This is a genomic window from Flavobacterium sp. UBA4197 (assembly GCF_002379575.1).
GTDB lineage: Bacteria > Bacteroidota > Bacteroidia > Flavobacteriales > Flavobacteriaceae > Flavobacterium > Flavobacterium inviolabile.
Map to the genome: position 1 here is coordinate 33091 of NZ_DFUB01000028.1, position 20861 is coordinate 53951.

Below are 20861 nucleotides of genomic sequence, written 5' to 3' on the forward strand. Positions count from 1 at the left end.
TTGCCAATAAAAATAAACACAATGAATATACCATCTAACTTAAAGTACACAAAAGACCACGAATGGGTAAGCCTTGAAGGCGATATTGCAACGGTAGGAATCACTGATTTTGCTCAGAAAGAATTAGGAGATATCGTTTATGTAGAAGTTGAAACTTTAGATCAGACACTTGATAAAGATGAAGTTTTCGGAACAGTAGAAGCCGTTAAAACGGTTTCGGATTTGTTCTTGCCTTTAACAGGAGAGATTATTGAATTCAATGATTCATTAGAGTCAGAACCTGAAAAAGTAAACACGGATCCTTACGGAGCAGGATGGATGATTAAAGTGAAAGTTACCGATGTGGCTGATTTCGATTCATTGTTGTCCAGTGATGCCTATAAAGAATTAATCGGTGCCTAAACTAAGTCTTTGGTTAGCATTATTCTGGTCACTTTTTATAGGTATTGCCTGTCTGATCACGTTTAATGATAACACCGGAATTGATATTCCAAATAAGGATAAGTTTGTTCATTTTGTTTTTTACTTCCTGTTCACCTTTTTTTGGTTTAAGTTTTTAGATAAAAAACAGAACCAGTGGACGCTGAATAAAAAACTGATTACGGTCTTTCTTCTCGGTTTTACCTATGGGGTAGCCATTGAAATTTGCCAGGGACTGTTTACCCAAACACGATCGGCAGATATTATGGATGTTTTAGCCAATAGTACAGGAGGTTTGTTTGCCGTAATTGTTTTGTATTTTTTAGAAAAGATAAAAAACAGAAGACCAAATTAATTACCATATAACGATCCCACTTCTGTGGGATTTTTTTATTTTTATACCATGGATATTAGAAATTATTTAGATTCGACCTATTTGAAAACTGCCGGACAGGCAGGAGTTTCCGAACAAGAAAATATAAAAATCGCAACCGCTTTCATTGAGGAGGCAATTGAAGAAGGTTTTAAACTGATCATGATCAGACCGGACAGGGTAGCACTGGCTAAAAAAATGATTACAAAGAAGAAATCCAATCTTACGATCGGAACGGTAATCGATTTCCCGAATGGAAACGGTACGCTTGAAGAGAAACTGACGGAAGCGGTACAGGCTATAGAAGACGGCGCCGATGATCTGGATTTTGTACTCGATTATGAAGCCTTTAAAAACGGCGAAGTGGATGCGGTGAAAAAGCAGGTTCTGGAATGTACACGCTTAGGACTTTTCCATAATAAAATTGTAAAATGGATTATTGAAGTTGCGGCACTGAACGATCATCAGATTGTACAGCTTTCGGCTTTGATAAAAAATATTGTGATTGCCAACTTTAAAGAACAGCAATACGAATCGGTTTTTGTAAAATCATCAACCGGTTTTTACAAAACGGAAGAAGGAAAACCAAACGGAGCCACGGTTCCGGCAATCAAACTGATGATCGAAAATGCTTTCCCGCTATCTGTTAAAGCGGCCGGTGGTGTACGTACCTATCAGGAGGCATTGGAAATGATTGCTTTGGGTGTAAAACGAATCGGTACTTCTTCGGCAAAAGCCATAGCGAGTGGTGAAATTTCTAAAAACGATTATTAAAACGCGTTGTTAATGAGGTATTTTTGGTGTGTGTTCCTGTTGTTCTTAATGAATGGCAAAACATTTTCTCAGACAATGTCGAGAGAGCAGTATCCTGTTTTTAAAGCCTGTAAAGAAGTTGCGCAGGAAAACAAAGAAGCCTGTTTTAACCATCAGGTGCAGGACTTTTTCTATAACAACTTTAAAGTTCCGGACGAACTGGTACAGCAAAACTATAAAGGAACGGTTATCGCGCTTTTTGAAGTCGATACAACCGGTGCTTTTAAACCGTTGTATATCGATGCTGCTTTTCCGGAATTAACAGTAGAAACCAAACGTGTTTTCGCCGCTTTGGATAAAGTGGAGCCGGCAAAATATGCCGGAAAACCAACCTATGCCAAATATACCATTCATATTGCCATACCGCTGGTAAAACCGGCCATGCCGGGCAGTACTGCTGTTGCCGGTACGTTCAGGAAGACATCGGATGTGAATAAGGAATTGGAAGAGTTTGACAAAATTGTGAGCAAACCGTTTCAAAACCCGCAATTCAAAAGCAACCTGAACATCCCGTTTACCCATCAGAACTATATGGTTTTTGATGCGGCTGTAAATCAGGTGGGAAGCAATAATCACTCGGCATCCAAACCGTATTCTTATGCAGAAGTGGCGAAATACTATGATTTTGAAGCCGAACAGCGAAAACTGCTGAAAAATAAAACCTCCTGGTGGGGAAGAAAGCTGTGGAATGAAAATATGGCAGCGATCCAGGGTGAGGATTATTGGTTTACGATAAATCCTATTTTCGACCTGCGGTTGGGGAAAGATTTCGGAAGTGATTTAAAATATACTTATGTGAATACCCGCGGACTTCAGGTTCAGGGAGCCATTGGCGAGCAGCTTAGTTTCTCGACGTCGGTTTATGAAAGTCAGGGACGTTTTGCCGATTATTACAATGCCTATGCAGAATCCATAAAACCTTCCGGCGGAAATCCGGCAATTATTCCGGGTATCGGTATTGCAAAAGAATTCCGGACAGATGCTTACGACTTCCCGATGGCGGAAGCAAATCTGACCTATACGCCCAATAAATTCATCAACCTGCAACTGGGTTACGGAAGAAACTTTATTGGCGACGGTTACCGCTCGTTACTGCTTAGTGATGCGGCAAGTCCGTATCCGTACTTTAAGATCAATACCACCTTCTGGAAGATCAAATATACAAACACCTATATGTGGCTGAAAGATGTGCGTAACGAGGTGACCGACGAGAAAACCTACGCTACAAAATACATGGCAAACCACTATTTGAGCTGGAATGTTACCAAACGGTTTAATTTAGGATTTTTCGAATCGGTGATCTGGAGCAATACCAACGACCGTGGATTTGATTTCAATTTTGTCAACCCGATTATTTTTTACCGTGCGGTTGAATTCTCCTCTTCTTCAAAAAGCGGAAATGCTGTGTTGGGATTAACGTCAAAATATAAGCTGAGTAACCAGTTTAATCTTTACGGACAATTTCTGTTAGATGAATTCTCTTTAGGAGACGTTAAAGAAGGTAACGACAGCTGGAAAAATAAATACGGCTTTCAGCTGGGTGCAAAATATTATGATGCTTTTAAAGTTAAAAACCTGTTGCTGCAGCTGGAATACAACCATGTTCGCCCTTATGTTTATGCACACAGCAATGTGCTGACCAATTACGGGCATAACAACCAAAGCATGGGGCATTTGTGGGGTGGAAACTTTAAAGAAGTCGTAGCGATCGCAAAATATTATTACGGGCGATGGTTTGCCGATGCCAAACTGATTTACGGACAAAGAGGTCTGGATTTCAATACTGCCGACAATACCTTTAACTACGGAGGGAATATTTATAGAAATTATGACGAAAACAGACCGTATGATTCGGGTGTGGTTACGGGACAGGGGAATAAAACCAATGTGCTGATTGGCGACTTCCAGGCTGGGTATCTGGTTAATCCGGCAATGAATCTGAAATTCTTCGGAAATATCATCTATAGAAACTTTGACCCGATGGCGGAAACCGCTACAACGCTTAAAAATTCAACAACCTGGTTTTCAGTTGGCTTAAGGGCGGATTTATTCAATTGGTACTATGACTATTAATATTTTTTTGTACTTTTAAAAAGTAACCAGAAAATAATGTGATATGAGAATCTTGAAAAAACTTATTTTCTTTTTTATCGGAATAATCGTTTTGCTTTTAATAGCGGGATTGTTTGTTAAAAAAGAGTATGCGGTAGAAAGGGCGATTGTGATCAATAAGCCTAAAGCCGAAGTTTTTAACTACGTGAAGTTTGTTAAAAATCAGGATAATTACAGTGTTTGGAACAAGAAGGATCCTGCAATGAAAAAAGACTATAAAGGGAATGACGGACAAGTAGGATTTGTGGCAGCCTGGGACAGCAGTGATAAAGAAGTCGGTAAAGGAGAACAGGAAATCGTAAATATAGTGGACGGGGACAGAATCGACATGAAATTACGCTTTAAAGAACCGTTTGAGGCAGAAGATAATGCTTATATGATAACGGAAGCCGTTAGTCCGAATGAAACAAAAGTGAAATGGGGCTTTAAAGGAACGATGAACTATCCGATGAATCTGATGCTGTTGTTTATGGATATGGATAAAGAATTGGGTGGTGCTTTAGATGCCGGACTGAAAGATTTGAAAACCATTCTTGAAAAACCGTAATCACAAAAAAAGAAATATTTAAAAAGAGGAGCCTGCCGGGTTCCTCTTTTTTGTTAAAAGTGCTGTTAAAGATTGATTTTAAGAGTATACTTTTGATGAGAAGTAAATTTTGGAGTATATTTGCGCACCGTTTTTAGAAATAATAATGAAAACTGCTTTGAACGCTTCAGAAAAATCAATTTCAATCACTTCTTTATTTACTGATTTTAAGGGAATCACTAAAGCTGGTTTAGCGATTAGTGTGGTTTTTTCATCAATAGTAGGTTATTTGTTGGGTGTATCCGCTGAATTTCCTTTTGACTGGATGACCTTTGTTTTGCTTGGTATTGGTGGGTATTGTATGGTTGGCGCCTCAAATGTTTTCAATCAGATTATAGAAAAAGACCTGGATGCTTTAATGGACCGAACAAAAAATCGTCCGTTGCCATCAGGGAGAATCACCAAACAGTCGGCTTTTATTTTAGGTGCTGTACTAACGGTGATCGGATTGGCAATCCTGTATACGATCAACCCTAAAACAGCAATGTTCGGGGCGATTTCAATCTTTCTTTATACCAGTGTTTACACACCGTTAAAGACCATGACGCCGCTATCGGTTTTTGTGGGTGCTTTTCCGGGAGCTATCCCTTTTATGTTAGGATGGGTAGCCGCAACAAATGAATTTGGTATAGAGGCGGGAACGTTATTTTTAATACAATTCTTCTGGCAGTTCCCTCACTTTTGGGCTATTGGCTGGTTCTTGTATAAAGATTATGAGAAAGCCGGTTTCTTTATGTTACCTACAGGGAAACAGGATAAGAAAACCGCTTTACAAACCATTTTGTATACGGTATGGCTTATTGTGGCTTCGTTAATTCCGGTAGTAGGATTTACCGGTGATTTGAAATTGAGTTATGTAGCCGCCGGGTTTGTATTGCTTTTAGGATTGTGGATGTTGTATTATGCTGTGAAGCTGTACAAGGAAATGGATGAGAAAGCAGCAAGAAAATTAATGCTCGTTAGCGTTACTTATATTTCATTGTTGCAGCTGATTTATGTTATAGATAAATTTTTACGTTAATTATATGGAAATGTCAGTTCAGGAACATAACGATAGAAAAGCAAGGTCATTCAAGATGCTGCTTTGGTTTGCTATGATTAGCATCGTTATGGTATTTGCAGGCTTAACAAGTGCATACGTGATTAGTAAATCCAGACCGGATTGGTTAAAGGATTTTACGCTTCCAAGTGCTTTTATAGCGAGTACGGTAGTAATGCTGTTGAGCAGTGCAACGTTTCATTTGGCTAAAAAAGCCATTCAGAAAGACAACAGAGCGGCAACTTCCAATTTTCTGCTGCTAACGCTTGCTTTAGGGATTGCGTTTGTTGTTTTGCAGTTTGTGGGGTTTGATCAGGTAATTCAAAGCGGGTATTTCTTTACCGGAAGTGAAAGTACGATCACAACGTCATTCTTGTATGTGGTAGTTATCGTGCATTTAGCCCATCTATTTGGAGGGTTGATAGCACTTTTAATTATAATTTATAATCATTTTAAACAAAAATACAATTCAGGTCAAACCCTTGGAATTGAGCTTGGTGCGATGTTTTGGCACTTTTTGGATTTTCTTTGGGTGTATTTGTTTTTATTTTTCTATTTCTACAAATAGAAAAAAAATGTAAATTTGGGAACTTTTTAACTAATAACTTTATAATGGGAGCGACAGTTACTACAACAGCTACTAATGGAAAAACTTGGGACGGCGGAAATGAACCGATGGGAGCGAGTTATGGCAAGATGATGATGTGGTTTTTCATCGTATCAGATGCCTTAACATTCTCTGGATTTTTGGCAGCTTACGGTTTTTCAAGATTTAAATTTATTGAAACTTGGCCAATTGCGGACGAAGTTTTTAATCACTTTCCGTTCTTGCACGGAGTGGATGCACCAATGTACTATGTGGCATTGATGACATTCATCTTAATTTTCTCATCTGTAACCATGGTATTGGCGGTAGATGCAGGACATCACTTAAAGAAAACAAAAGTTGCCGTTTATATGCTTTTAACGATCGTTGGAGGTTTTATATTCTTAGGTTCTCAGGCTTGGGAGTGGAAAAACTTTATTCAGGGAACGTATGGCGCGGTAGAAACAAAAGGAGGTTCTATCCTTCAGTTTGTTGATAAAGACGGAAAGCGTGTGGCATTAGCTGATTTTGCAGCACACCTTCCAAAAGAAAGAGAGCAATTAACAAGAGATAAAGGTACCTGGTTTATGAAAGAATCTTCGGTTCCTACCTATTCGGTTCAGGAAGTTGTAGAAGGTTTCAAAGCAAATCCGGATATCTTGATCCGTTCAGAATTCAATACTAAGGATAAAGTTAAAACGGTTTTATCCAGAGAAGAATCGCTTAAAAAATTAGACGACGTTAAGTATGTTGTTGAAGGAGCGAACCTGATCAGAAATGAATACGGGCATAAATTATTTGCAAACTTCTTTTTCTTTATCACAGGATTTCACGGATTCCACGTATTTACAGGAGTATTGATTAATATCTTGATCTTCTTTAATGTATTGTTGGGAACTTACGAAAAAAGAAGAAGTTATGAAATGGTTGAGAAAGTTGGATTGTATTGGCACTTTGTAGATTTAGTTTGGGTGTTCGTATTTACATTCTTCTATTTAGTATAATTTATTACAAAAGAATATCATGGCACATACACACGAATCAAATACAAAAAGAATCTGGGTTGTTTTCGGATTACTATCCATCATTACAACTGTAGAAGTTATTTTAGGTATTATAAAACCACATTCATTGTACATGACAGATTTGCTGTCTATGAACTTACTGAACTGGATTTTCATAATTCTTACTGTTGTTAAAGCATACTATATTATGTGGGCTTTTATGCACCTTGAAGGAGAAAAAAGTAATTTTAGATGGTCAATAGTTGGACCGTTAGTTTTTTTAATTATCTATTTAGTGTTCATCTTGCTAGTAGAAGGTAATTATATCTTTGATGTGTTTAAAAATTCTGAATATAAATGGATTTTTTAATAGCATATTAAATTATAAAAAAGGCGGTTATTCAACCGCCTTTTTTTATTTTTGTACTCACAAAATAAAGGCCTTACATAATGAAAAAATATATTGTTCTTACGGTTCTTTTTGCACTTCCCATCTGTGCTTATTTATTCTTCGCTTCCGGTGTGAACAGCTTCGCTAAATTACCCACCGTTACCCCTAACATTAAAGAACTTTCCGATTGGAAATCGCTGGATGGCGAAAAAGTTCAGATGAAAGAGAAAATCACTATTCTTGGCTTTCCGGGTTCGGAAATGCTGTATAACAAAGGAGACGCTTTTAACCTGGACCAGAAGATTTATAATAAGAACAGAGAGTTTACCGATTTTCAGGTGGTGATGATTGCTCCGGAAGGAACAGAAGATCAGGCAAAGCAATTGAAAAGTGAACTTAGCGGTATTTCCGATTTAGCGGTGTGGCATTATGTGTTTGCTAAACCGGAGGAAATCCAGGCCTACTACAATTCCCTGAAACTGGTTGGCAAGCTGGACGACAAACTCAGAACGCCAAATGTTTTTATCATCGATAAAGATTTAAACCTCAGAGGCCGGAAAGGGAAAAACAAAAAAGGAGAAGACGAATACAAAGAAGGTTATAACACCATTTCTGCTGCCGACCTTCACAATGAAATGAGTGACGATGTTAAGATCATTCTGGCAGAATACCGCCTGGCACTCAAAAAAAATAACAAAAGAAAAATATAATCATCTGAAGGTAATTAGCAACAGCTGTCTTTGCCGGTTATCTTGTCACGTTTAAATCATATATTATGAAGAACAAGTCATACATTGGGATTTCGTTTATTGTTTTAATTTTTGGTATTTGGGTAGTTCCTAAAATCCTGAATAAATTTCAGATGGCAGATTTAGTCGTTATCGGTCCGGTTCCGAAATTTGAACTGATTGACCAGGACAATAAAAAAATATCCAATGAAGATTATTTAGGAAAGGTTTATGTAGTGGAATTCTTTTTTGCAACCTGTCCGACGATTTGCCCGATTATGAATCAGAACATGCTAAAGCTGCAGGATGCGTTTTATGGTAATCCGAAATTCGGTATTGCATCCATTACAATCGATCCGGCTCATGATACTCCGGCTGTTTTAAAAGCACATGCGACCCAGTTGGGCGTTAAAAATTACAATTGGCACTTCCTTACCGGCGATAAAAAATACATTTACGATTTGGCTTTAAAAGGATTTAACCTGTATGCCGGGGAAAATGATAAGCAGGCAGGAGGATTTGAACATTCCGGTTTGTTTGCCTTGGTGGACAAAGAAGGAAACATCCGATGCCGCAAAGACAGCTTTGACAACCCGATTTTATATTATGACGGATTGGAAGAAGCAGGAGTAAAAGCAATAAAAGAAGATATCAAAAAATTATTAGAAGAATAACAGTAATGGAGAATTCAGTTGAAAAGAAATATAATAAGTGGATCGTAGTATTGTCAGTTGCTATTCCGCTTGTGGTAGCCTTGCTTTTTGGGGTTAACTTACGAAAGTTAGGGTATGATGTGGAACCGCTATCGTTCCTGCCGCCAATTTATGCCACGATAAACGGTGTTACCGCGGTGGTTTTGGTTGCCGCTGTTATGGCGATTAAAAACGGAAAGAGAAGTCTGCATGAAAACCTGATGAAAGTGGCTATAGCGTGCTCTGTTGCGTTTTTAGCAATGTATGTGGCCTATCACATGACTTCGGATTCTACGAAGTTTGGAGGAGAAGGCGCTATTAAGTATATCTATTACTTTATACTGATAACGCACATCCTGCTGTCGGTAATTATCATACCGTTTGTTTTGGTTACTTATGTGAGAGCCTTGGCCGAGCGTTTTGATAAACATAAAAAGCTTGCGAAAATAACATTCCCGATGTGGTTGTATGTTGCTGTTACCGGAGTGATTGTTTACCTTATGATTTCACCATATTATGCACACTAAAGAACTACAAAAAAAGAAAAGCGCTTTTTCCCTGCAGTCTGTTTTTATAGCAGTATTGTTTTTAGCGGCTTCATTTAGTGCCAGTGCACAATGCGCAATGTGCCGGGCTGCTTTGGAAAGTGAAGAAGGCGGTGTAAAGGCGGAAGCGGTAAATGACGGAATTGTATACCTGATGATTATCCCTTATGTCCTTGTGGGTGTTTTAGGATATGCTATTTACCGGTTAAAGACGAGGAAGAAAGTCAAACAGCCGGAAACGAATTAAATAAAAAAGCAACCCGATCAGGTTGCTTTTTTTATGGTATAAACGGGATGTTACTCCATTCCGTCAATCTTGATGCTCATTTGTCCGGAAGTTTTAATAAAAGCAATAATGGCCTTATCGGTTACTTCTACCTTGTCGAAAATAAAGTCATTTAGTTTGCCGTTCACAAAAACACCTTTCATAGGGGAATAATTGTTTAAATACGGCAGCATGTTTTTCTTGCCTTCTTCCAGGTTTTCCTTAATAGAATAGCGGCAGCTTTCCTGTATTTTGCTTAAAATAAGTCCCTGCATTAACCAGTTGGCGGTTTTGGTCAGTATACCTTTTGTATTGAGTACATAATCCATCTGGTCGAAATAGATCTCTTTGGTTAAAGCGTTATAATTGGGTATTCCGGAAAGGTAAATGATTCCGTTGATGCTTCCGGTCATGCTCAGGGCAATAATCATCTTGCCGTCTTTATGCCATAAATCTACTTTTTGAACCACAATTTTCCGGCTTCCGGAGGCGAACTCTTTGCCCTGGAAATTCTTGGTAATAATACGGGAAGCACTTTCATAGGTCGAAACAGCCGCAACGGTAGCTTCAATTTTATCCGGCATTTTTGAAACCGGTTTTAAAACAATCGATTCCTTTTTAAAAGTGTTTAACGGTTCCTGTCCGACGATGGTCTGCATTTTGCATTTCAGTCCCATATCCATCGTGATCTTACTTTTTGAAAGTACGGCATCGGTTACATATAATTCTGTCGGAGCAACCTTAAACCAGGTTTCATATAGTTCACTTGTTTTAAAAGGCGTGCTTATTTTTTCAAGTACTGCTAATACCTGAGGTTTGAAATCGGTTGTTTTGTTGATGGCATCGTCAATTGTCTTGGCGATTTTGGCTTTAAAAAGGCGTATCGTCGGATTGACCACATAGGTAATCGGGACATTTTTTCCGCCAACAACGATACTCGGGCTGTCTTTCCATTCGAAATCTTCAATTACAGAAGATGTTGTCAGTTTCCAGTTGGATAATTTGGCATCACTCAATAAGATGATCTGCCCGTTTAAGTTGATTTCTTTGGTATCGTTTAAGCCCAGGAAATCCGTTCCGTATTTTATTTTAGCCCAGATTTTAAGCGGCAGTACCGAACGGATTTTGCCGTCCTTTTCTGTTAACTTGATCGGAGCCTGTTTCCAGATCTTCATCTCGGTTTTATCGTCAACCAGAATACTGTCGTTATAAATTAAACCGTTTAATGATTTGTTTAACTGGTTTTCAATTTCTTTTAAAGGAATGTCAACCGGTAAGCTGATGAAAGAAGTGGTGGTTTCAAAAACAGCGGGCTTGTTGTCGCTGGGTTCCGGTTTTAAGGCGTCTATTCTGCTTGTTGTACTGCAATTGCTAAAGAACATCGCGAAGATAAAAACAGCGATGAATGAAAAAAAAGGCTTCATAGTGGGTTCGTCTAAAAATCTTCGGTAAAAGTAGGTTTTTATTGAAATAAAATTGTAACGTTTGTTAAAGAAAAGCGTCTAATCATAATAAAAATAGCAGTGATATGCTAACAGAAATTATATATTTGTAGGAAAATAAACGATATGAAGAGTACAACATTGCTGTTTTTGGGCTTGTCGATGGTGGCAATTCAAGCGAAAGCACAAACTAAAAAATGGACTTTAGAAGAGTGCGTTAACCACGCAATGGAGAAGAATATTTCTATCAAACAATCCGTTTTAGATCAACAGGTAGCACATATATCAAGAAAAGATGCTTATGGTAGTTTCCTGCCGACAATTAACGGTCAGGCTTCCCACTCATGGAACGTTGGTTTGAACCAGAATATTACAACAGGACTTTTGGAAAACCAAACCGTTCAGTTTACTTCTGCAGGGCTTAACGTAGGAATCGATATTTATAAAGGGTTACAACACCAGAACCAACTCCGAAAAGCCAATCTATCCATAATCGCGTCACAGTATCAATTGCAGAAAATGCAGGAAGACGTGTCGTTAAACATTGTCAATGCCTATTTGCAGATCCTGTTCAATAAAGAAAATCTGAAAGTTCAGAAAGAGCAACTGGCGTACGATACCAAGCAGATGGAAAGAACGCAGGAGCTTGTTGATGCCGGAGTGGTGCCAAAAGGCGATCTTCTGGATGTCAAAGCAACGGTAATGGCAGACAATCAGAAATTGATTGCCAGTGAAAACGCATTGTTGATCTCCCGCTTAAGTCTGGCGCAATTGCTGCAATTAGACGGTTTCAGGGAATTCGATATCGTGGATAACGAAACACCGGTGAAAAACAGCAGTGTGATGATGGAAGAACCGGAAAAGATTGTTGAAAAAGCAAGGGAAACCAGAGCGAATATTAAAATAGCGGAAGCAAACGTATCGATTGCCGAAAAAGATCTGTCTATCGCAAGAGGAAAATACCATCCTACCTTGCAGGGATTCTATAGTTTCAGTACCCGTGCGGCTTATGCAGACAGAGTAGTGGGCTATCAGCAGGATCCTAACAACCCGACGATAGCAACACAATATTTTACCGAAAACGGATTAAGCGTTTTACAGAATAATTACCGCCCGATTTTAGGAAGTCCGGCTCCGGTGTTGGATCAGTTTAGCGATAACAAAGGACAAAATTTCGGTTTCTCTTTAAATGTTCCTATCCTGAATGGTTTGTCGGTTCGAAATAATGTAGAGCGTTCAAAAGTTGCTTTGGAACGTTCCAAAATCAACCTGGAACAACAGGAGCTGGATTTGGAAAGAACGGTTTATACGGCTTATACCGATACAAAAGGATCGTTAAAATCCTATGAAGCGGCGCTTTCAACCTTAGAGGCAAGACAGGAATCATTCAATTATGCAAAAGAACGTTATGAAGTTGGCTTAATGAATGTTTTCGATTTTACACAAGCGCAAACCTTATTTGTAAATGCACAGTCGGAAGTATTGAGAACAAAATATGATTATATCTTCAGAACGAAAATATTAGAATTCTATTTTGGAATGCCGATCACTCAAAATTAAAAAATCATGAAAAAGAGTACAAAATTTCTTTTAATAGGAGGTGTCGTAGCTGTTGTTGCCTTGTTGTTAATACTAAGTAAAAAAGGTGTCATCGGGAATAAAGACAAAGGAACTGAGGTAGAAGTAGCTCAGGCAAATCAGATGACCATTATTGAAACTGTTTCGGCAACCGGAAAAATACAACCGGAAATAGAAGTGAAAATTTCATCCGAAGTATCGGGAGAGATTATTGCGCTGCCGGTTAAAGAAGGGCAGACAGTAAAAAAAGGCGACCTGCTGGTTAAGATCAATCCGGATTTATACGAATCGGGATTAAACAGAACGGTAGCATCACTGTCTACATCAAAAGCCGGATTAAGCCAGGCGGAAGCACAGGTTAAGGAAGCGAAAGCCAACTATGAAAGAAATAAAAAATTATTTACCAAAGGCGTAATTTCCAAATCGGAATGGGATAAAATTGTTTCGGCCTATGAAGTGGCACAAGCGTCTAAGCAATCGGCTTATTACAGCGTTCAAAGTGCTTCGGCTACGGTAACAGAAGCAAGGGATAACCTCAACAGAACCACAATTTATGCACCGGTTGACGGAACGATCTCAAGACTGGATGTCGAATTGGGAGAACGTGTTCTGGGAACGCAGCAAATGGCAGGAACAGAACTTTTAAGAGTGGCCAACCTGAATAATATGGAAGTTGAAGTGGATGTGAACGAAAACGATATTGTTAAAGTTAATATCGGGGATTCGGCAAAAATTGAAGTGGATGCCTACCTGAAAAAAGAATTTAAAGGTATCGTTACCAGTATTTCCAACTCGGCAAGTTCTACACTAACAGCCGATCAGGTAACGAACTTTAAAGTTAAAGTGAGAATATTAAAAGAATCGTATGAAGATCTGATTGCGGGCAAACCGGCAAATTTCTCACCTTTCCGTCCGGGTATGACTGCAACGGTTGATATTGAAACCAAGCGAAAAGAAAATGTTCTGGCAGTTCCTATTAGTGCTGTTGTAATGAAAACGGATACTATTTCCGGTAAAAAAGACGTACTGGAAGAACTGGAAAAAGAAGAGAAAGAAAAAGTAAAAGGATCAACAGATAAGAAATTCGAATGTGTTTTCGTAAAAATAGGCGACAAAGCCGAATTGCGTAAAATCAAGTCCGGCATTCAGGATGATACCAATATTGAAATTGTAAGCGGACTGAAAAAAGGCGATGTTATCATTGTAGGACCCTATACAACGGTTACCAAAGATCTGAATCCGGGTGATAGAGTGACTGTTAAAAAGGACGAGATTCCGGATAAGAAAAAAGATAAAAAAGTTTAGTTTTTTGATTGCCATCAGGAAGATTCCTGATAACCATTTTGCCACGAACTGTATAAATGTTTTAGCCATGAAGCTGAAAAGTATACGGTTCGTGGCAAAAAAATATAAACTATCTTTGCCAATAATTTTATCAGAATGACTTATATTTTAAATATTGAAACTGCCACAAAAAATTGTTCGATCACAATTGCAAAAAACGGAGAAACACTTGTTTCTATGGAAATTGCAGAAGAAGGCTATTCGCACGCAGAAAAACTTCATGTTTTCATTCAGGATGCTTTGGCAGAAGCCGGGCTTGGCTTTCAGGATTTAAATGCGGTAGCGGTAAGTCAGGGACCGGGGTCATATACCGGACTGCGCATTGGTGTTTCGGCTGCAAAAGGACTGTGTTATTCTTTGGGCATTCCACTGATAGCGGTGGATACCTTAGAAACACTGGCAAGACAGCTCCGGATCGAAAACGGTGTGATTATCCCGATGATTGATGCCCGCCGTATGGAAGTATTTACAGCTATTTTTGATAAATCGTTTGCCCGCTTACGAACTACTAAAGCGGAGATCATTACCGAAACTATTTATGAGGACATTCGGGAAACGATACACCTGGTTGGTGACGGTGCTGCAAAATGCAAGGAACTCCTAAACACGCCAGATTTTATATATCACGATGCGGTTATTTATCCTTCTGCTAAAGAAATGAGCAAAGTGTCTTTTGAGAAGTATAAAAAAAGCGACACTGTTGATGTCGCTTATTTTGAGCCTTTTTATCTAAAGGATTTTGTGATGACTACCAAGGCTGTTAAGCCGTAACGGTAACGAGTTTGCTGCTTTGTTCTAAAAGCTGGGAACTAACGGCTCCGAAATCCTGATTTTTTGTCCAGGCACGAATAGCAAAGTTTACATTTTTTTCACCCAACGTTTCAATAACCACTTCCGGAGCAGGCGTTTTTAATACATCAGGATGATTGTTGATCAATTCTTCCAGTTGTGTTTTGATAGCCCGTATGTCTGAAGTATAAGCCGTTGGAACCACTAAATTGGTTCTTCGGGTTGGTTTCTGCGAAAAGTTCTTGATTTTTCCATTCGATAAAATACCGTTCGGAATATAGATGATCTGATTTTGGGAAGTCAGTATTTTAGTCGAAAAAATCTGTATTGCCAGTACTTTTCCATTTTCTGCCTGAGCTTCAATCGTATCGCCCACTTTAAACGGCTTGAAAAGAATGATCAGGACACCACCGGAAAAATTGGATAAGGAACCCTGTAGCGATAAACCAACAGCCAAACCAATTGCTCCTAAAATAGCAACAAAAGAAGAGGTTTCGATTCCTAATTTTGAGATGACCGATACAAAAAGCAGTATGCGCAATGCCCAGATCAAAAAGTCTAATAAGAACTTGATCAGCGTAGGCTCTAGCTCTCTTTTGGTCATGACCGTTTCGGCAATTTTCCGGATAAACTTAATTCCCCAGATACCGACAACCAGAATGATGACGGCGGAAATTACTTTTGGGGAATAGTCAAGGAGTACGTTGAGATAGTGAATGAAAAAGTTATTCATTTTTTCCATAGGGGGGCATATTTATTTAATTCTTAATTCGTTTAAAGTTGTTTCAACAGCGGTGGCAGGCAGTTTACAATTCCTGTTTTCACAAATATAAAACAGTAATTTTTTTTCGTCAAACCGATTCTGAAGAAAAGGTATTGCCGACGGTTGTCTGGAACCGGCAATAATTACATGCGGCAGGTATTCGGAGTGAACAGCTGCTAAAGCTTCCAGAGCATCAGGTCCGCAAACGGCCAGTTCTTTAGTGTCTTTTGATAGGTTCATCCACAGGTTCATCCAGTTCGAATAGGCCGAAGCATAATCAATATTCGGGATAAGGTGGTTGAGCATCTGCAGGGCAGTTTTTTCATAATATTCGTTATGAAACAGCGTGCTGAGGATGTAAAGATTATTAGCCATAACCGAATTGGAGGCAGGAATTACATTGTCTTCAATTTCATAATGAGCAGCAATTAACGCCGTGGTGTTTTTTGCTTTGAATAAAAAGAATTGCTGTTCTTCATTGTAGAAATGATCCAAACAATAATCGGTTAATTGTTTTGCATGCAGCAAATAAGTTTCTTCAAGGGTAGCCTGGTATAAAGCAATAAAAGCTTCTATTGTAAAGGCGTAATCTTCGAGAAATCCCACGATGGTACTTTTGCCGTTTTTGTAGGTGTGCCACAAATGGCCTTCTTCCGACCACATTTTGCCGGTAATAAAGGCGGCGTTCTTTTTGGCAATGGCAATATAGTGCAGATCGCCCAAAGCATTGTAAGCATCCACATACCCTTTTAGCATAATGGCGTTCCATGAAGTCAGTGATTTGTCGTCCAGACGTGGTTTGGGACGTTTCTCCCTTTCGCTGAACAATAGCGATTCCCATGTTTTCTTTTTAGCCAGTAAGGCAGCTTCAGACAGGTTGAACTGCTCCGCAACTTCCTGAACAGACCGGTTCTGGATCAGCACATAATGATCGTGTTCCCAAAAACCGAATTCATTAACATTGAAAAGGGCTGCAAAAAGATCGAAATCTGCTGTTAATAAAGTTTGCAGCTGCTCTTTTGTCCAGACATAATAAGCGCCTTCTTCCAAAACGGCAACTTCATTTAAGCTGTCGGCATCCAGGGCAGCGTAGAAACCAAAATCAGGATTGCACAATTCCCTTTCCACAAAGGAAAGTGTTTTTTCAAGGACTTCTTTATATAAAGGATTTTTGGTTCGTTTGTAGGCTTCGGCATAAAGGCTTACCAGCTGACCGTTGTCGTAAAGCATTTTTTCGAAATGAGGAACATGCCAGCGCATATCGACCGAATAACGGGAAAATCCACCGCCTAACACGTCAAAAAGCCCGCCATGTGCCATTTTGGTCAGGGTCAGGTCTACAAAGTCCAGTAAGTCTGCCGAAGCAGTCTGGTAGCCATAACGCTGAAGAAACAGGTAATTGTTGGGCATCATAAATTTAGGTGCCCGGGCATAACCGCCATAATCCCAGTCGAAACTTTTGGACCACTTTTCGACCAGTGGTTTGATATGCTGCGGATTTTGAGCATCGCTATCGGCATTGGCATGGTTTACAAGACCTAAAAAAGAGAGACCTTCATGCAGTTTTTCGGCATATTCAATTACTTTATCCGGATTGGTGCGGTATAAATTATCGAGCTGGCTCAAAATGTCCATCCAATTATCTTTCTTGAAATAGGTGCCGCCCCAAACGGGTCTTCCGTCTGGCAGGCAAACCACATTTAATGGCCAGCCGCCCTGTCCGGTCATAAGCTGTACCGCTTTCATATAAATAGCATCCACATCGGGACGCTCTTCACGGTCTACTTTTATAGCAACAAATCCGGAGTTCATTACGGAAGCAACCTCACTGTTTTCGAAACTTTCGTGTTCCATAACATGACACCAGTGACAGGCGGAATAACCAATACTGATGATGATAAGCTTATTTGCTTCTCTGGCAGCCGAAAGGGAAGTATCGTTCCAAGCTTTCCAGTGAATCGGGTTGTTGGCGTGTTGCAGTAAATAGGGGCTGGATTCGTATTGTAGTTCGTTCATAATTTTAAAAAAAGGCGTTCTCAAAGGAACGCCTGTATAAACTATTTTATTTCAAAAGTGAGTTTTAAATTTACTCTGAATTCGGTGACCTGATCGTCGTTAACCACTGCGCTGTGTTCCTGAACGTAAACGGAGCGTATGTGTTTCAATGTTTTGGAAGCTTCTGCTACGGCTTTTCTTGTAGCGTCTTCCCAACTTACTTCTGAACTGGAGAGCAGTTCGATAACTTTTAATACTCCCATAATTTGCTAGTTTTTAAGGTTATAGCTAATAAAGGTACAGTATTAAAGAATGAAAAACAACGATTTCGGCTGAATGTTAACCGTTTACCGCTTCAACTTTGATATCGTGATCGTGTAACATTTCTTTAAGCATGTTCTCGATACCGTTTTTCAACGTAAAGGTCGAAGACGGACATCCGCTGCAGGCACCCTGTAAAATTACTTTTACACGTTTGTCTGTTTCGTCATAGGATTCGAAAATAATATTTCCGCCATCGGAGGCTACAGCCGGTTTTACATATTCGTCAAGAATGTTGATAATCTGCTGTGAAGTTACATCCAGGTTGTTGAAATACTCTTCTTGCTGTTTCTCGTGATTAGCTGTTTTAACGATCTGACTTTCGTCGATGATTGTTTTGCCTTCTTCAATGTAATTCTTAATGAAGGTACGTACTTCCTGAGTGATTTCCTGCCATTCGTTAATTTCATATTTAGTGATGGAGATATAATTCTCATCAAGGAATACCTCTTTTACAAAAGGAAGCTTGAACAATTCTTTGGCAAGGGGAGAAGCCGCCGTTTCGTCAATATTTTTAAACTCCACACTTGTTTTGGTCAGTAATTTGCTGGCAACAAATTTTAAAACCGACGGGTTTGGAGTGGTTTCCGCATAAACGGTTACCGGAATTTTTTTGTTTTTATTTTCATCAATGTTGATGATCTTGCCGCCTTTGTCAACAAAGGTTTCGATCTGTTCGGCAAGCAATTCTTTTACCTCATGCCATTCCACAATAGAATATTTTTCAATTGCGATAAAATTTCCTGAGATATATACCGTTTTTACAAAAGGAAGATAGAATAATTGTTTGGCCAAAGGGGATGATGCCGTTTCGTCAATATTCTTAAATTCAAAACTTTCGCTCTTTGTGATGAAATCCGGAAATTCAAATTTTACAATGGCCGGGTTTTGCGTATCTCGTATTGTTACTTTTAACATTTTTTTTGTGATTTTTTGCAAATTTAACGAACATATATCGTTTGAATAAGTATATTTGGAAATTTTAAAGGAAAAATTAACATTAAGGCGTTGTTTTAACGTTAAAATAAGGATAAGGATTAATCATTTATAACCAGTTATAGCCAATGAAGAAGCTCTACTTTTTAGTGGTCTTGTTATTATCAATTACGGCATTTGCACAACCCATTACCGTTAATACGAATACGTATACTGTTCCGCAGTTAGTGCAAGACGTGTTGATTAATTCGCAGTGTGCTCAGGTTTCAAATATTACCTGGAGAACCGGTAATACAAACGGGCAGAACTCTGAGAACGGCATCGGTTTTTTTCAAAATACCAATGCTGGTTTTCCAATTCAGTCCGGAGTTATTTTAAGTACTGGTAGAGCCATGTCTGCTCCCGGTCCGAATACCGGAAATTTAAGTGAAGGGGTTAATTCCTGGACAGGAGATGCCGATCTGAAAGCGCAGATGGTTGCTGCAGGAGTAGTGAACAATGCCTTTGTTTATAGAAATGCTACCTATCTGCAATTCGACTTCGTTCCTTTAACCGATAGTTTTAGTTTCGAATTTTTATTTGCTTCCGAAGAGTATGGAACATATCAGTGTAACGGGGATTATGCTGATGCTTTTGCGTTTATATTGACCAATACAGCTACCGGTCAGGTTACCAATCTGGCAGTTGTGCCGGGTACCTCAACACCGATTTCTTCCCTTACAATTAAAAATCAGTTGTACAATGCTATCTGTGTATCCCAGAATCAGGGATTCTTTGGAGCATATTACCCGGAAAACGGTTTTCCGCCTTCTCCCATTAACTATATGGGAAGAACAATTCCAATGACGGCATCTTCTACCGTAGTTCCGAATACGCTGTATAAAATTAAAATGGTAATTGCCGACGGAACCGATACAGGATTTGACTCTGCGGTATTCCTTAAAGCGGGAAGTTTTAATGTTGGACAGGCTACTTTGGGCGGAGATTTAACAATCGACAATTTAGCGGCATTGTGTCCGGGTGAAATCAGAACTTTAGATACAGGATTGAATCCTGCTTTTTATACTTTTCAATGGACCTTAAACGGACAGAATATTCCGGGTGCTACCGGAGCTTCTTATGGTGTTTCTGCTCCTGGTGTTTATGGGGTGATTATTAATAATAACGGTGGATCTTGTATCCAGCAGCCTACACCTATTACCGTTGAAGCATTCCCGCCGATTGCAGCGGGTAATCCGGTCGATCTGACAAAATGTGGTGACGGAACAACTCCGGTTCCCTTTAATTTAAATGATAATTATGCTAATATTTTAGCGGGTCTTGATCCGAGTACAATTATTACCTATCATACCAGCCTTGCCGATGCGGAAATAGGAGCGAACTATATCCCGAATCCTGCAAATTATCCGACTGCTGTAACTATTCCGATTTTTGTGAATATTTCAACAGGGGAAAATTCCTGTTATGTTATCAGACAATTTAATTTGAATGTAATTTCCTGCACGGCCGATCCTGTTACCCCTGGTGATATGCGTGCTTGTGATGTTAACTCGGATAATACAGAAATATTTGATTTAACGGAGCAAAATACCACGATATTAGGAGGACAGTTAGCTGCAGATTATACCATTACTTATCATACCAGCCAGGCCAATGCCGATGCTGATATTAATCCTATAACCCCGGCGAATGCTTTCCCAAGTTCAGGACAAACAATTTATGTTCGTATGGAAAAAGTGTCGGATCCTATTGTTTATGGAACAACGTCATTCCAGTTAATTCTTGTGGCGTTGCCAACAGCAACGATTTCCGGTCCGAACGGAATCTGTTCAGGTCAGGCAACTATTGTGTTTTCAGGACCTGCCGGAGCTACAGTTCATTATACTGCAGACGGTAACCCGGCAGACGTTACGTTGGATGCTACCGGTAACGCAACGGTAACAACTCCTCCGGTAACTGCAGATACTACTTATACTTTAGTAAGTGTTGATTCCAACGGTACACCAAACTGTCATAATACCTTGACCGGAAGTGTAACGATTGTATATTACGGATTGCCAACCGCTACGATCAGCGGAGCGACAACAATCTGTTCGGGTGACACAGCAGTGTTGACCTTTAACGGTACACCAAATGCTG

The 20861-nt window shown here is 39.4% G+C and carries 22 protein-coding genes; 17 read left to right on the forward strand and 5 right to left on the reverse strand.

Annotation, left to right across the window (positions count from 1 at the left end; translation table 11 throughout):
• Positions 1–21 precede the first annotated feature (21 nt).
• The 13 genes from gcvH (at position 22) to B3394_RS15110 (ending at position 9536) form a co-directional block, all read left to right on the forward strand.
• Positions 22–402: a glycine cleavage system protein GcvH gene (gcvH, locus tag B3394_RS15050; protein WP_177731684.1), complete on the forward strand. Its 381-nt coding sequence runs from the start codon at positions 22–24 to the stop codon at positions 400–402.
• Positions 395–775 carry a VanZ family protein gene (locus tag B3394_RS15055; protein ID WP_177731687.1) on the forward strand — a complete coding sequence of 127 codons (381 nt, stop codon included), beginning with the start codon at positions 395–397 and terminating at the stop codon, positions 773–775. The genes gcvH and B3394_RS15055 overlap by 8 nt, the downstream gene beginning before the upstream one ends.
• Before the next feature lie 48 nt (positions 776–823).
• Entirely contained in the window at positions 824–1567 is a 744-nt protein-coding gene (gene deoC, locus B3394_RS15060; protein ID WP_286926394.1) for a deoxyribose-phosphate aldolase, read from the forward strand.
• Positions 1568–1579: 12 nt separating this feature from the next.
• Positions 1580–3679, forward strand: a complete 2100-nt coding sequence (locus B3394_RS15065) for a gliding motility protein RemB (protein WP_286926395.1) — start codon at positions 1580–1582, stop codon at positions 3677–3679.
• Positions 3680–3722: 43 nt separating this feature from the next.
• Positions 3723–4265: an SRPBCC family protein gene (locus B3394_RS15070; RefSeq protein WP_286926397.1), complete on the forward strand. Its 543-nt coding sequence runs from the start codon at positions 3723–3725 to the stop codon at positions 4263–4265.
• 157 nt (positions 4266–4422) lie between these two features.
• Positions 4423–5325, forward strand: a complete 903-nt coding sequence (cyoE, locus tag B3394_RS15075) for a heme o synthase (protein ID WP_177736193.1) — start codon at positions 4423–4425, stop codon at positions 5323–5325.
• A gap of 4 nt (positions 5326–5329) precedes the next feature.
• Positions 5330–5911, forward strand: a complete 582-nt coding sequence (locus B3394_RS15080; protein WP_177731698.1) for a cytochrome c oxidase subunit 3 — start codon at positions 5330–5332, stop codon at positions 5909–5911.
• Between the two features lie 44 nt (positions 5912–5955).
• Positions 5956–6933 carry a cytochrome c oxidase subunit 3 gene (locus B3394_RS15085; RefSeq protein ID WP_177731701.1) on the forward strand — a complete coding sequence of 326 codons (978 nt, stop codon included), beginning with the start codon at positions 5956–5958 and terminating at the stop codon, positions 6931–6933.
• Between the two features lie 19 nt (positions 6934–6952).
• The gene (locus tag B3394_RS15090) at positions 6953–7303 is read left to right on the forward strand and encodes a cytochrome C oxidase subunit IV family protein (RefSeq protein ID WP_177731704.1); all 351 of its coding nucleotides are present in this window, start codon (positions 6953–6955) and stop codon (positions 7301–7303) included.
• 80 nt (positions 7304–7383) lie between these two features.
• Positions 7384–8034 (forward strand): hypothetical protein, encoded by a 651-nt coding sequence (locus B3394_RS15095; protein WP_177731708.1) that lies wholly within the window; start codon positions 7384–7386, stop codon positions 8032–8034.
• A gap of 65 nt (positions 8035–8099) precedes the next feature.
• Positions 8100–8726, forward strand: a complete 627-nt coding sequence (locus B3394_RS15100) for an SCO family protein (RefSeq protein ID WP_286926401.1) — start codon at positions 8100–8102, stop codon at positions 8724–8726.
• 5 nt (positions 8727–8731) lie between these two features.
• A complete protein-coding gene (locus B3394_RS15105) occupies positions 8732–9271 on the forward strand; it encodes a DUF420 domain-containing protein (protein WP_177731714.1) in 540 nt (179 codons plus the stop codon).
• Entirely contained in the window at positions 9261–9536 is a 276-nt protein-coding gene (locus B3394_RS15110) for a hypothetical protein (protein ID WP_286926403.1), read from the forward strand. The genes B3394_RS15105 and B3394_RS15110 overlap by 11 nt, the downstream gene beginning before the upstream one ends.
• 50 nt (positions 9537–9586) lie before the next feature.
• Here B3394_RS15110 and B3394_RS15115 read toward each other — a convergent pair whose 3' ends face one another.
• Entirely contained in the window at positions 9587–10978 is a 1392-nt protein-coding gene (locus B3394_RS15115; RefSeq protein WP_286926405.1) for a DUF4403 family protein, read from the reverse strand.
• A 144-nt stretch (positions 10979–11122) separates the two neighbouring features.
• Between B3394_RS15115 and B3394_RS15120 the strand changes: the two genes are divergently transcribed.
• The 3 genes from B3394_RS15120 to tsaB all read left to right on the forward strand — a co-directional run bounded on the left by B3394_RS15120 (position 11123) and on the right by tsaB (position 14689).
• Positions 11123–12556, forward strand: coding sequence for a TolC family protein (locus B3394_RS15120; RefSeq protein WP_177731719.1), 1434 nt, complete (start codon positions 11123–11125; stop codon positions 12554–12556).
• A 6-nt stretch (positions 12557–12562) separates the two neighbouring features.
• Positions 12563–13879 carry an efflux RND transporter periplasmic adaptor subunit gene (locus B3394_RS15125; RefSeq protein ID WP_286926407.1) on the forward strand — a complete coding sequence of 439 codons (1317 nt, stop codon included), beginning with the start codon at positions 12563–12565 and terminating at the stop codon, positions 13877–13879.
• A 135-nt stretch (positions 13880–14014) separates the two neighbouring features.
• A complete protein-coding gene (gene tsaB / locus B3394_RS15130) occupies positions 14015–14689 on the forward strand; it encodes a tRNA (adenosine(37)-N6)-threonylcarbamoyltransferase complex dimerization subunit type 1 TsaB (protein WP_286926443.1) in 675 nt (224 codons plus the stop codon).
• On the opposite strand, the gene B3394_RS15135 is transcribed toward tsaB, so the two are convergent.
• From B3394_RS15135 to B3394_RS15150, 4 genes are all read right to left on the reverse strand, one after another.
• Entirely contained in the window at positions 14679–15449 is a 771-nt protein-coding gene (locus B3394_RS15135) for a mechanosensitive ion channel family protein (RefSeq protein ID WP_246297040.1), read from the reverse strand. The genes tsaB and B3394_RS15135 overlap by 11 nt on opposite strands.
• Positions 15450–15461: 12 nt before the next feature.
• The gene (locus B3394_RS15140) at positions 15462–17486 is read right to left on the reverse strand and encodes a thioredoxin domain-containing protein (protein ID WP_286926446.1); all 2025 of its coding nucleotides are present in this window, start codon (positions 17484–17486) and stop codon (positions 15462–15464) included.
• A gap of 41 nt (positions 17487–17527) precedes the next feature.
• Positions 17528–17728: a dodecin family protein gene (locus B3394_RS15145; protein WP_177731731.1), complete on the reverse strand. Its 201-nt coding sequence runs from the start codon at positions 17726–17728 to the stop codon at positions 17528–17530.
• A gap of 76 nt (positions 17729–17804) precedes the next feature.
• Complete coding sequence (locus B3394_RS15150; protein ID WP_286926448.1) at positions 17805–18704, reverse strand: NifU family protein; 900 nt, start codon at positions 18702–18704, stop codon at positions 17805–17807.
• Between the two features lie 146 nt (positions 18705–18850).
• Between B3394_RS15150 and B3394_RS15155 the strand changes: the two genes are divergently transcribed.
• Positions 18851–20861, forward strand: a 2011-nt coding sequence (locus tag B3394_RS15155; protein WP_286926450.1) for a choice-of-anchor L domain-containing protein, incomplete at its 3' end; no start/stop codon positions are given.

Bases quoted from the DNA above. Each gene is read 5' to 3' on its own strand.
- gcvH (WP_177731684.1), top strand. From the start codon at position 22: ATGAATATACCATCTAACTTAAAGTACACAAAAGACCACGAATGGGTA.
- B3394_RS15065 (WP_286926395.1), top strand. From the start codon at position 1,580: ATGAGGTATTTTTGGTGTGTGTTCCTGTTGTTCTTAATGAATGGCAAA.
- B3394_RS15095 (WP_177731708.1), top strand. From the start codon at position 7,384: ATGAAAAAATATATTGTTCTTACGGTTCTTTTTGCACTTCCCATCTGT.
- B3394_RS15080 (WP_177731698.1), top strand. From the start codon at position 5,330: ATGGAAATGTCAGTTCAGGAACATAACGATAGAAAAGCAAGGTCATTC.
- B3394_RS15145 (WP_177731731.1), bottom strand. From the start codon at position 17,728: ATGGGAGTATTAAAAGTTATCGAACTGCTCTCCAGTTCAGAAGTAAGT.
- B3394_RS15100 (WP_286926401.1), top strand. From the start codon at position 8,100: ATGAAGAACAAGTCATACATTGGGATTTCGTTTATTGTTTTAATTTTT.
- B3394_RS15085 (WP_177731701.1), top strand. From the start codon at position 5,956: ATGGGAGCGACAGTTACTACAACAGCTACTAATGGAAAAACTTGGGAC.
- B3394_RS15135 (WP_246297040.1), bottom strand. From the start codon at position 15,449: ATGGAAAAAATGAATAACTTTTTCATTCACTATCTCAACGTACTCCTT.
- B3394_RS15115 (WP_286926405.1), bottom strand. From the start codon at position 10,978: ATGAAGCCTTTTTTTTCATTCATCGCTGTTTTTATCTTCGCGATGTTC.
- deoC (WP_286926394.1), top strand. From the start codon at position 824: ATGGATATTAGAAATTATTTAGATTCGACCTATTTGAAAACTGCCGGA.
- B3394_RS15150 (WP_286926448.1), bottom strand. From the start codon at position 18,704: ATGTTAAAAGTAACAATACGAGATACGCAAAACCCGGCCATTGTAAAA.
- B3394_RS15090 (WP_177731704.1), top strand. From the start codon at position 6,953: ATGGCACATACACACGAATCAAATACAAAAAGAATCTGGGTTGTTTTC.
- B3394_RS15110 (WP_286926403.1), top strand. From the start codon at position 9,261: ATGCACACTAAAGAACTACAAAAAAAGAAAAGCGCTTTTTCCCTGCAG.
- tsaB (WP_286926443.1), top strand. From the start codon at position 14,015: ATGACTTATATTTTAAATATTGAAACTGCCACAAAAAATTGTTCGATC.
- B3394_RS15140 (WP_286926446.1), bottom strand. From the start codon at position 17,486: ATGAACGAACTACAATACGAATCCAGCCCCTATTTACTGCAACACGCC.
- B3394_RS15120 (WP_177731719.1), top strand. From the start codon at position 11,123: ATGAAGAGTACAACATTGCTGTTTTTGGGCTTGTCGATGGTGGCAATT.
- B3394_RS15125 (WP_286926407.1), top strand. From the start codon at position 12,563: ATGAAAAAGAGTACAAAATTTCTTTTAATAGGAGGTGTCGTAGCTGTT.
- B3394_RS15070 (WP_286926397.1), top strand. From the start codon at position 3,723: ATGAGAATCTTGAAAAAACTTATTTTCTTTTTTATCGGAATAATCGTT.
- B3394_RS15105 (WP_177731714.1), top strand. From the start codon at position 8,732: ATGGAGAATTCAGTTGAAAAGAAATATAATAAGTGGATCGTAGTATTG.